This is a genomic window from Pseudoalteromonas sp. UCD-33C (assembly GCF_001306895.1).
In the GTDB taxonomy this organism is placed as follows: domain Bacteria; phylum Pseudomonadota; class Gammaproteobacteria; order Enterobacterales; family Alteromonadaceae; genus Pseudoalteromonas.
Window position 1 is genome coordinate 72,692 of sequence record NZ_LJTB01000003.1, and the last position, 12,024, is coordinate 84,715.

9 protein-coding genes are annotated in these 12,024 nt (G+C 39.2%); 3 read left to right on the plus strand and 6 right to left on the minus strand.

Annotated features, from left to right (window positions below; genetic code table 11):
- Positions 1–48 precede the first annotated feature (48 nt).
- Together AOG26_RS08430 and cysS are read right to left on the minus strand one after the other, a co-directional pair.
- Entirely contained in the window at positions 49–933 is an 885-nt protein-coding gene (locus tag AOG26_RS08430; protein WP_054562078.1) for a DMT family transporter, read from the minus strand.
- Positions 934–1,069: 136 nt separating this feature from the next.
- Positions 1,070–2,449, minus strand: coding sequence for a cysteine--tRNA ligase (cysS, locus tag AOG26_RS08435; RefSeq protein ID WP_054562079.1), 1,380 nt, complete (start codon positions 2,447–2,449; stop codon positions 1,070–1,072).
- 177 nt (positions 2,450–2,626) lie between these two features.
- Between cysS and AOG26_RS08440 the strand changes: the two genes are divergently transcribed.
- The 3 genes from AOG26_RS08440 to AOG26_RS08450 are packed head-to-tail and all read left to right on the plus strand — an operon-like array spanning position 2,627 to position 4,755.
- Complete coding sequence (locus AOG26_RS08440; RefSeq protein WP_054562080.1) at positions 2,627–3,118, plus strand: peptidylprolyl isomerase; 492 nt, start codon at positions 2,627–2,629, stop codon at positions 3,116–3,118.
- A 54-nt stretch (positions 3,119–3,172) separates the two neighbouring features.
- A complete protein-coding gene (locus tag AOG26_RS08445; protein ID WP_054562081.1) occupies positions 3,173–3,907 on the plus strand; it encodes a UDP-2,3-diacylglucosamine diphosphatase in 735 nt (244 codons plus the stop codon).
- 50 nt (positions 3,908–3,957) lie between these two features.
- Positions 3,958–4,755 carry a transporter substrate-binding domain-containing protein gene (locus tag AOG26_RS08450; protein WP_054562082.1) on the plus strand — a complete coding sequence of 266 codons (798 nt, stop codon included), beginning with the start codon at positions 3,958–3,960 and terminating at the stop codon, positions 4,753–4,755.
- Here AOG26_RS08450 and AOG26_RS08455 read toward each other — a convergent pair.
- The 4 genes from AOG26_RS08455 to AOG26_RS08470 form a co-directional block, all read right to left on the minus strand.
- Positions 4,748–6,649, minus strand: coding sequence for a sensor histidine kinase (locus tag AOG26_RS08455; RefSeq protein WP_054562083.1), 1,902 nt, complete (start codon positions 6,647–6,649; stop codon positions 4,748–4,750). The genes AOG26_RS08450 and AOG26_RS08455 overlap by 8 nt on opposite strands.
- A gap of 5 nt (positions 6,650–6,654) precedes the next feature.
- Positions 6,655–8,877 (minus strand): GGDEF/EAL domain-containing response regulator, encoded by a 2,223-nt coding sequence (locus AOG26_RS08460; RefSeq protein WP_054562084.1) that lies wholly within the window; start codon positions 8,875–8,877, stop codon positions 6,655–6,657.
- A gap of 223 nt (positions 8,878–9,100) precedes the next feature.
- A complete protein-coding gene (miaE, locus tag AOG26_RS08465; protein WP_054562085.1) occupies positions 9,101–9,853 on the minus strand; it encodes a tRNA isopentenyl-2-thiomethyl-A-37 hydroxylase MiaE in 753 nt (250 codons plus the stop codon).
- Positions 9,854–9,978: 125 nt separating this feature from the next.
- Complete coding sequence (locus tag AOG26_RS08470; protein ID WP_054562086.1) at positions 9,979–11,808, minus strand: HEAT repeat domain-containing protein; 1,830 nt, start codon at positions 11,806–11,808, stop codon at positions 9,979–9,981.
- Positions 11,809–12,024: the final 216 nt, after the last annotated feature.

Genomic DNA, 12,024 nt, shown 5'->3' on the forward strand with positions numbered 1-12,024 from the left:
GAGCTAAATTATTGCAAAAGGCTGCCAATTGGCAGCCTTTTTTTGGTTTTAAGTTTTTTGTAGTGTGAATTGCCTAAGCTTTAGCATCTGGGGGAGCACTGAAAACACAATCATCAAAAACATTAATAGGTATTGCCAGTCTTGATATTGTTCGTTTATGAGTAAAACAGCGCATACGATTCCCGCGATTGGGTTAGCAATAGTGCCGAATGAAAACTCAGCCACAGTCATGCGTCCTAATAACCAAACATACAGAATATAGGCGATAGCGGTATTGGGCACGATTAACCAAAATAGCGCAGAATATTGCAGCGCTGAGATAGGCTCAAATATCACTTGGTATTGTTCTGGGTGAAGTAAACTGCCATCAATAAACGCAGCCAATAATAAAATAGTGCCACCAATGATTAACTGCCAGGTAAGCACAACCCACCAATGTATATGCACCGACAAACTTTGTACTAAGGTGCTACCAATCACAATAGTCAGTAAGGCCCCAAATAAAGCAGCCACTCCCAATACATTTAATGCCACGTGTGCTGGGTCGAACAACAGCCAGGCCAGTACCACCAGCGCCATAGCACAGAATGCTTGAATTTTTGCAGGGCGCAGCCCTTTAGTAAGCCAAGCATATAACAAAGCCACGACCGGCACAGACACCATCCCTACCCCAGCTATAGCTGCAGGAAGGTTTACCGCCATAATAAAAATAAAGGCAAAAAACAGCGCGATATTCACAGCACCTAGCGTTAACAAACTTGGCCACTGCGAACGGGTTGGCAAACTAGGTTTAAGCAATAAAAGTAATAACCCTGCAGGTAATGCACGCAATGCGCCTAATAAAAGTGGCGGCCAATCAGGTGTGGCATATTTGGTCACTGCATAGGTGGTGCCCCATAAAAAGGCGGGGATCATGGCAAGTAAAATATTCAATGTCTGTCCTTGTTAATACGAAGAGATGGCAAGGTAAAAGCTCAAGTACAGTTGAGGTCAATAGCTATATTGATCAAAAACAAAAAAGGTTGCCTCGTTGGCAACCTTTTTTAATTAATCATATTTCGATGAATAGTTAGGCTTTACGCCATGTTGTTTTTCCAGCCGAATCTTCAAGTACCACACCAAGCGCATTCAATGCATCGCGCGCTTCATCAGCTGCCGCCCAATCTTTGCTTGCGCGCGCTTCGTTACGCTTTGCTATTAACGCTTCGATATGTGCTACTTCGTCGTCAGCTTGGCCACCTTGTAAAAAGGCTTCTGGATCTTGTTGTGCTACCCCTAATACCTCTGCAACACTGCGTAGTACATAAGCTAGCTTACCTGCTTGCTCTGCATCGCTGTCTTTAACACGGTTTAGCTCTTTTGCTAATTCAAATAATACAGGCAATGCTTCTGGTGTGTTAAAGTCATCATCCATCGCTTTTCTGAATTTAGCCACATATTCACTGCTAGCTAAATCACATTCGATTGGCGTTACGCCGCGCAGTGCAGTGTAAATACGTTCAAGTGACGAACGTGCTTGCTCAAGGTTTTCTTGCGAATAGTTAAGCTGGCTACGGTAATGACCTGAAATTAAGAAGTAACGAACTGATTCAGCATCGTACTCTTTTAATACGTCACGTACGGTAAAGAAGTTGTTTAAAGACTTAGACATCTTCTCTTTATTAACCTGAACCATACCTGTGTGGATCCACGTATTAACGTACTTGCCGTTATTTGCACAGCATGACTGAGCAATTTCGTTTTCATGGTGCGGGAACTGTAAATCTGAACCACCACCGTGAATATCAAAATGTTCTCCTAAGTGCTTAGAGCTCATTGCCGAACATTCAATATGCCAACCAGGGCGACCCTCACCCCATGGTGAAGACCATGACGGCTCTTCTGGCTTGGCTTTTTTCCAAAGCACGAAATCAAGTGGATCTTGCTTATCTTGTGCAACTTCAACACGAGAACCAGCTTGCAGCATGGTTAGGTCTTGTTGTGATAACGCACCGTACTGCTCAAAGGTTGATACATCAAACAATACATCACCGTCTGCAGCAACATATGCATGGCCTTTGGCAATTAAACGCTCAACCATAGCGATTATTTCATCCATGTGGTTTGTTACTGTTGGCTCAACATCCGGACGCAGCATATTTAAGCTGTCGAAATCTTCATGCATGGCTTTGGTCATACGAGTCGTTAAATCATTAATTGACTCACCATTTTCGTTAGCACGTTTAATGATTTTGTCGTCAACATCAGTGATGTTACGAACGTATTTTAAATCGTAACCGATGTGGCGTAGGTAACGCACAATCACGTCAAAACCAACGAAAGTACGAGCATGACCAATGTGACAGTAATCATAAATGGTGATACCACACACGTACATGTCGATTTTGCCATCAACAAGGGGTTTAAACTGCTCTTTTTGTCGCGTAAGTGTGTTGTAAATTTGTACCATTTATAAAATGTCCTTAACGGTGTTTCGAGATTCTCTATGGTAACACTTGCAAAGCCGCTGCTCTAGCGCTTTATCAATTGAATAAGCACTTTGTTAATCGTTTTAAACAAGCTCTTTGTTAATCAAAGACAACTACTATAAAATAGCCCCATTATTAAACCTGATATAGGAAACCTCATGGTTGTACTACACACAAACTTTGGTGACATCACTATCAAGATGCACGAAAGCGATGCACCAAACACAGTTAAAAACTTCTTAGAGTATGCGAATGCTGGCTTTTACAACGGTACTATCTTTCACCGTGTAATTGATGGCTTCATGGTACAAGGCGGTGGTTTTGAGCCGGGTATGGTTCAAAAAGAAGTAAACAACCCAATCGAAAACGAAGCAAACAACGGCCTTGCAAATAAAGTGGGCACATTAGCAATGGCACGTACGCCGGATCCACATTCAGCAACTGCGCAGTTCTTCATTAACGTTAACGACAATGACTTCTTAAACTTCAGCAGTGAAACATCACAAGGCTGGGGCTACTGCGTGTTCGCAGAAGTTGTTGAAGGTATGGACGTGGTAAACAAAATCAAAGGTGTTGCTACTGGCAGCGCTGGCTTCCACCAAGACGTACCTCTTGAAGATGTAATCATCGAAAAAGTAACGGTTAGCTAATTTAATCGTTTAGTCTTTTTAAGCGGGCCTTTGCCCGCTTTTTTGCGAGTAACCATGAAACAAAGTTATTTTATTGCCGACCTCCATTTAACAGAAAACCGCCCAGACATCACTGCGGCATTTTTTGATTTTCTTGATAGCAAGATTATTAATGATGACGTTGATGCACTGTATATTTTGGGTGACTTTTTTGAAGTATGGGTAGGTGATGACTATCAAACTGACCTTTCAAAGAGTGTTGCCGCACGTTTAAGCCAAGTCAGTGAAAGTGGTACTGAGGTGTTTTTTATTCATGGTAATCGCGATTTCATTATGCGAGAAGACTATGCAAAAAGCGCAAGTATGACTTTACTACCTGAACAAGTTGTTATTGATTTATACGGTACTCCAACAGTTATCTTGCACGGTGATGAAATGTGCACTCAAGATATTGAATATCAAAAGTTTCGTAAAAAAAGCCGTGGTTGGTGGTGGCCAAAACTAATGCTTGCTATGCCGCTTTGGTATCGTAAGAAGATTGCCCGCAACGCCCGCGAAAAATCAAAACAAAGCCAAGCTGGCAAAGCCTTAGAGATTTTAGATGTTACCGAAGATGCGGTTTTAGCCATGTTTGAAAAGCATCAGGTTGCTAATATGATCCACGGTCATACTCACCGCCCTAATGTGCATCACTATAAGCAAAATGGAAAAACACTAACCCGCACTGTACTGGGTGACTGGTATGAGCAAGGTTCATACTTAAGAGCTACTCCAGAGCAGCAAAAACTAGTCCATACGCCCTTTAAATAGCCGATATTTTAACTATGCTTTAACCAGTATTGTCAAAAAATGCATTATCTATGATGAGTCGGTTAAGCCTTTTATGTTGTTGTTTACTATTTAGCTTTTCAATCAATTGCCAAACTTGGCAATTGGTCACAGAGCCGTTTCCTCCTTATTTTATTGATAAGCCAAACAAGCCGGGCTGGCTGCACGAAGTCATCATCGCAGCACTGAAAACACAAAAACATCAAGCCACCATTGAATACACCCACTGGGGACGTGCTCTAAAGCTTGCCAAACGCCATAAACGTGTTGCAGTGCTAGGTGCTTTTTATACCAAGCAAAGAGCAAAAAATTTTACATATTCACCTTCATTAGCTACCGCACATACCGTGTTATTCAAGCGTGTTGATAGCAAAATTACCTACACAGGCTCTTTGTATTCATTAAAGCCATATACAATTAGCAAGGGTGAAGACTATGTGGTTAGTGAGCAATTTGAGCACCACCCAAACCTTAGCGTAGTAACAACGGGTAGCTTGGTTGAGAGCTTATTGCTATTAAAGCATGGTCGTGTTGATTTAGTTGCAGGCACAAAAGAGGTTGCCTTGTATTGGCTCGATAATAGCGAGCGCTTACAGCAAGCAAAGCAAACAGAATTAGAAATAGTTACCCCCTATCTTGCTACTCAACACTTACATGTGATTACTGATAAAAATCACCCTCAGGCTGAGTATTTCCAACAAAATTTATCTTTAGGTCTTAAAGCAATTACGGCGTCAGGCAAGCTTTTAGAGATACTGAAGCATTATGAACTGAATGAAAAAGAAATTAGTCACATTACGCAACTATATGAAAAAACCTATGCTAACTAATTTTGTTCTTTTTCAAGCGTGGCAAGGTTATCTTAAACTGCGTTGCGATTCCTTCAGGTAGGTCTTTGCTTGCAACTAGCTGGATTTTTCCGTTAAGAACACTCGTAACCCATTCATGCACAAGGTACAAACCTAACCCTGTATGACCATGGTTTCTAGATGTAGTCACGAAGGGGTCAAATAAGTTACTACGCAAAGAGTCATCAATCCCACAACCATTATCAGAAACGCTAATACAAAGGTCACCTTGTTGATTTAAATGTACATGCAATTGAATTTGTTTGTTATCAAGCTCGTCAAAGGCGTGAGAAATTGCATTAACGATTAAACTCTCAATAACCTGAGAGATAATCCCAGGGCGACTAACAATGTCTTTTTTGACATCGATTTTAGTTTCTATGGTTACTTTTGAAGCTTTAAAGCGGGATTTTAAACCAAGTAGTAGATCATCGATGACTTTTTCGATATTAAAGCTAATATATTGATCGTTTGACCGATCATGGGCCATTTCTTTAAAGCTCTTCACATGATCAATAGCCTTCTCTAAATTTACTCTTGAAAGCCTTAAATTATCGGCAACTTTTTCTAAGCTTGATTCTAAAAACTGCTTAGTAAAGCCTTCATCTATTTTATCTTTGAGTTGTTGATTAATTAATTGTGCATTCGATAGTGAAATAGCAGCACCACCCAGTGGCGTATTCATTTCGTGGGCTACACCAGACACCATTAAACCGAGTGATGACAACCTTTGTGCTTCAATGAGTTCACCTTGTAGTTGATGCTGCTGTTTTATGTAGCGTTGTAACTTACTATTGGCTGTAAGCAGCTCCTGCTGTTCGTGTTCTAAGTGCGCTCTGGCTTTAATAATCTTACGTTGATCTCGATAACTGCGTTTCAGATATAAACCAGAAATTAATATCAAACTAATAGCACAAGCTAAAGCGATAATAAAAGATCGTAAGATAATCTCGTTTTGTACAGAATCATCCGCCTTTACCAGTACAATAATATCGTTTGTACCATTTGCGCTATTATTACCTAAGGTCATTTTTAAAAAACTAGTTGCATGACTGTGCGATGCAATAAGATCCTGATATTTCGGCAGTTGGGCGATTACTTGCCATAATGAGCTATCTTCATTTCTGAGTGTCAGCATCGGTTGCTCCAGCATAAACCCCCACTCTTTATCTTTGTGTGGATGTAACAACCAATAACCTTCGCCATTAATTAATTGTATTTGTGCTTGTAAGGTGCTGAGTGACTTTATTTGCTGTAAAGTTTTCGACAGGTCAAAATTGACAACCACTAACCCATCTAGAATAAAATCATCGCTTGTGGTTCGGTAAGATGCTCTTAATGTTGGTTCATACGGTGTAACAACTGCGCCACGCTCTACATTTAAATCTATTGGCGTGATATAAACTTCACCCTTCCTGTGCTCCATACCCTCGGTAAAATAATAACGGCTACTTTTATTTTGTAACTGTTTTGTTGGTACTCGCTCCGCTTGCCCTGCTTTAAAGTTAACCCGATACCTTTCTTGGCCTTCACTATCTAGCCAACGTATTTGAGAAATGTTTTCTGCGGCTAAACCAAAGTTCACAAAATGGGTTTGTATTTGATGCTCAAGTAATGCGCTTTCACCGCTTTGCTTTAATATGTCATCGGCCACCAGCAACTTAACTACTTTACGTACATCACCAAGCTCCCTGCTAAGGGTATTGTGAGCGGCAAGTAAGGTGTTATCTTGCAAAAGCGTGACACTACTTTTTTGTATTTGGTATTGAATCACATAAACCATCAAGCTAATTAATAAGCTAACAGCAACCATGACCATAAATTTAAAAAGTAGACTTTTTTTCAGTGGCTTATATTGGCTTGTTACTTCTACCATAAAAGTTAATTAGACCTGCCCTTTAGCCACTGCAATGCATCATCATAAAACATGGGTTTTGCGTAATAGTAGCCCTGGCCTATATTACACCCCGCCTCAATAAGCCAGTTGTGTTCGGCTTCTGTTTCAATACCCTCTGCTGTTACTGCAAAGCCAAACTTTTCTGCCAGCAACATTATCATTTCGATAATGTGTTGGTTAGATTTTGACTCTTGAATATCGGTTACAAAGCAGCGATCTATTTTTATTATCTGCGCAGGAATTTCACTAATATGGGCAAGTGACGAATAGCCAGTACCAAAGTCATCAATACTAATTTTTATACCCAAGCCCGCAAAACGACATAAACATGTATTGATCTTTTCATAGTTAAAAATTGCTTGGGTCTCTGTTACTTCAAGCTCAAGTAACGAAGGTGAAATGCCATATTCCTCAATACGTGCCGCAATCTCAACAAAGTAATCATCGGCTAACAAATCAAACGTAGAGGCATTAAACGCGATTGGCAAACTAACGCCCTGCTCTGCAAATTGCTTAATCGTCTGCATTATTTTATCGAAAATAAGTTTATCTAACTCACTAATAAGTCCTGCAGTTTCGGCAAGTTCAATAAACTCATCGGGTCTGACAAATGTTCCATCACCTCTTTGCCATCGCGCCAGAGCTTCAAAACCAATGACTTCATTAGTGGTTAAATTAACCTTGGGTTGTAGGGCTACTTGGAGCTCTTTGTTGCGTATTGCGGTGCGCAGCTCTTGCATCAATTCATAGCGCCGTGTAATCGCTTTGGTATTATCTAACGTATAATAGAGAAGCTCAGCTCTTTGTGTGTTTTCATCATTAAGAGTAGACTCTGCTAAATTGAATATTTGCTCTGCGTTATGATCTTCAAAGGCGATTAATTGCATAACTAAAATACGCACATCTAAATACTGTTTTACCCCATCAATTTCAAAAGATTGACGTTTTAAAGAGTCAACAACGCTTTCATCTTCAAATGCATGGCTTGACACTAAAACACCTAAACAATCACTTTTAAAAACAGCGATACGAGGGTGATACGGCGCTAAGGCTTGCAAAATATTCTCGCGCATTTTTAGATGTGTTTTTTTACAAAATTCATGACCAAACCGAAAAGACTTTTCGTCAAACTGAAGTATCTCAAACACCACTAACTGAGTTTCAGCTTGTTCGTATTTGTTCATGTTATCGATTTCGCGCTGGAGCCAGTTCCTGTTGGGCATGTTTAGCGTTATATCGGTGTAAGCAAGCTCAGTAAGGCGGTTCATCAGTGCAATATTCGAAAAGCCTGTACTGACATTTTCACTAAATACCTTTAGTAAAAATACATTATGCTCGTCGATGGGAACATCTGATTTAACAATCGTGATGTAATAGCTAACATCAACATCAGCGGTATCAAAATAAAAAACACTGTAATGCTCAGAAAACACATGCTCTTTTTTATCTCTTGCTAAAATATACGATTGCTGTGCTTCTTCACTGAGCACATCAGTGCTGAGCTCTTTACCATCAAGCCCTCTGTAACAACCGACACTAGTAAGAACTTTTGGGTGTTTATCAACGTGCTTTTCATTGCCAACGCATAATACGCCGCCTCCCTTAGATAGATGCAAAATTTTACCTATTTCATCTAGCACCGCATGAGAAAATGCACGTATGTCGTGTTTACTATTAATGCTTCTTGCCGCATCAAGTACTAACTGCAGTCCTTGTTTGGCATTTGAGATTTGCGAAATATATTGATACGTACGAAGATGGCTACTAACGATAGATTTAAGTTTATCTACCGTCATGTCAGACTTATTCCAATATTCGTCAATATCAAGCGATTGCATTACTTGTGGTTCGGGGGCAAAGCTTGGCTGCCCTGTTAATAGCACTATGCGTATATCGTTGTTGCCTAATACGTGGCGAATAGTATTCACAAGTCGTAGGCCTGAATCATCTTCTTCCATTACCACATCAAGAAATACAATAGCGATGTCTTTGTGACGCGATAACACAGACGATGCCTCTGACACTGAATTTGCCGTTAATACCTCAAGAGACTCATTGTTATCTAGAGATATGGCATTAAAACTGTTTAGTAATGCTTGTTGATAATTTAAGTCGTCTTCAACCGTTAAAACTTTCCATGTTTTTTGGGCATACGATTGTTCAGAAGCATCTTCTTTAAACTCGAAAGGCACATTAGAATCACGCATGACTTCTCCTTTTAACAACTTATGATTCTATCTTACGAATGTTAATAGCAACCTAGGTCAAAGGTAGTGCAAGATTTTAAAAGATACAAATTATTTACTAAAACAATAAATGAATAAGTATTAGAAAAGTAATGAGAATTAGTTAATTTGAATAGGGGTAAAACCCACTAATTTGGCAAGATAAATGAACTAGAGCGCCAAACAGGCGCTCTGATTTAATATATTATGCAGGCACACCGCTGTGAAATTTAAAGTCTTCATCTGGGGTTGAAATAAGCTCAGCTTCAAATTGACCAAAAAATTCAACACGCTCAGTAATATCAAACTCACTGATTTCTTGCGCAAGAGTTAAATAATCTTGGTAATGACGCGCTTCAGAGCGCAGTAGTGAGATATAAAAATCACCTAAGCGTTTATCAACATGTGGGGCTAATTTAGCAAAGCGCTCACATGAACGAGCTTCGATGTAAGCACCGATAATTAACTTATCAACCAAAGCATCAGGCTCGTAAGTTTTCACGTGGCGCAGCATCCCTTTGGCATAACGACATGGAGTAATACTTTTATATTCAATACCATATTCATCCATGATCTCAAGGACTTGATAAAAGTGATGTAGTTCTTCTTTAATGAGCATCACCATTTTATCAATGAGATCTTGCCCATAAGGTGAGTTAGATTTTGGGATCATTGATTTAGCCAGCTTGTTTTTATCTGCAAGCTCACGCCAATCTCCTTCTCGCTTATATACAAGCGTCTCAAATGGTTTTAACCACTCAAGCAACGCATCACTGCTTTCTTTATCAACCGCGTACTTACGAATTAAAAACATGGCAGACTGAGCTGCTTTTAATTCACAGATAAGATGGTCGATTAAAACCACATCTAAGTTTTCTTTTTTGGTTGCCGCAGCAATCCACTCATCAGGCGTTTCGCACTTTAAAAAAGCATTAATCGGTTTTAATAATTCGTCCAATTTTCTTACTCATCATAAGTATTTGTTTTCAAACAAACACTAAACTATCTATTTAAAACTAGCGTTATTCTACCACAATGCATTAAAACTTAATTAATTGAGATCAACTGCTGTTATCAGTTTTACTATTTACAGTTTGCCATTTTAAGACCATCGCTCGGGTTAAAAATAACAGCTCCAGAAACAGTATTTATTAATATTGAATCATCACTTATTTTCCATGATGTTCTTGGTGCACCTGGTAATCGATAAAAAGGCTGAATAAAGTAACCGGCATTAGTTTTTTGTAATCTATAAATTAAGCCATTATTTAATGACATATGCGCAAGCCCGGTAATAACATAAGCAAACTCACCGACTACGTATACATCCTCAATATTTTCCGTTAGCAGAGTGTCAGTTAGTCTTCCGCTTTGAAAAACAACAAGCTCGCCACCCCATTCACCTCGATTATCACCTATCAGCCAATTTTCGCCATACTTTGCAGCTATAGCTGGTACTAAGATACTTTCATCAGATGAGCAGTAATCGCTGTAAAACTGGTAAAATTCTTTGTTAGAGCACATTGGATCTTTGTACTGAAAAAACGCTAATTTATTGTCTTTATCATTGTACTGCTTTGTTTCCACTGATTCGGAAATTTTTGGGTAATCAGTAATATCACAAGTGTGGTTTTCTTCTCCTAACTGCTGATAATCAAAAAAATCAGAGGCTAGATTTTGATTTTTGCTTATGGAGTCATACTCTTTGCCCATTTTAATCGCGACTACTGCTTTTTCAGCGTACTCCCTTAAAGGTTTAAACCAATGATTAGTAGCGACTCTCTCAAGATCAACAAGGGTGGTTTTATCAGAAAGTAGCCTTAACGCTTTCACTGCTGCATAAACCTGCTGCCAATCAGAAGGGTTCGACAGCTGCTTTCTAAGCTCGGGAATCGCTTGAAAATAACCAATGTACCCCAGTGTTAAAGAAGCATTAATACGGTCTTCCCAGTGTTCTGAATTTAAAAATTGCATCACTCTACCACCTGCATTTTTACCTGCAGTTCCTAATTCAGAGAGATCATTAAGCACCATAAAATTTCTATCTTGGAAAATAGATTTATTTTTCTCATTAGTTAACTGATTAACCAACATCTCAGTTGCTAAAGAACTTTTCATGTTCTGAAGAGACATTAAAGCAGAGCCAGAAAACTCAATATTCTTTTCAGCATATTGGTGTATCTGTTTCGCGATTAGTGGACTTTCAGTCAAATAACCAATAACTGACAGTGCGGTATGCCTAGCATGCAAATTTATCTTTTCATTCGTTGCTAAACTAAATAATTGCAATGCAAATTTATCATCTGAAATTTTTGTCCATCGTTGATAATTGTAGAAGACTTCACTAAACCCTCTGAACTCCTCTTCAGAGCAGTAGCCATAACAACGAAGACCTTCGATTAAATATGGAATGCCTTCCACCCCTAATCTATTAAATGCAGTGCCTATTTGGTTTGAAGCGGATTGAACTCTTTTCAATTCAGAAACTAGATATTTACCAGCATTATCCCCTCCAACATACCCGAGCGCTCCATATGACCAACCTCCACCGCCATTAAGCTCAATATTGTTCTGGATAACATGCTGGATTATTGAAAAGTCATTTACATTTAGATCTTTGATATCCGCAATCAAACTGTCAGCAACTTTACGACGATTAGGGTTATCTTCACCAGTGAGTTTAGCTAGTGGTAATAACGCATCTCGGCCAAAAGACTTGAGCTTGTCTCTTACGGCGTCATCAACCTTTCCTGCCCCCCAAGCTTTCCCTTCAATAGCAGGGATCAAAGCAATACATGACTCTATAGTATTACAACTGGTATCATCGCTTGCCCTTAATGATGACGCGAGAATTAAAGAGCTTATTAACAAGCTTATCTTGATAAAACCAATATATAAGTCCCTTATCAACATAACTTCCCTTTTACTTTAGATGTCAAAATAATAATCGGACTAAATTTACCACTACTTTAACACGCTGCAAAATAACGGCTGTTTTGCAGACCAATATTTTTTCAGTTCAGGTTTGAAATTTCAGACACAAAGTTAAGTTTTAAACTTTTTTAAGTGACCCACATCAGTGCGAGTTAATTTTCTATATGCACTAAAGAGTTACATTTAATCGGCTAT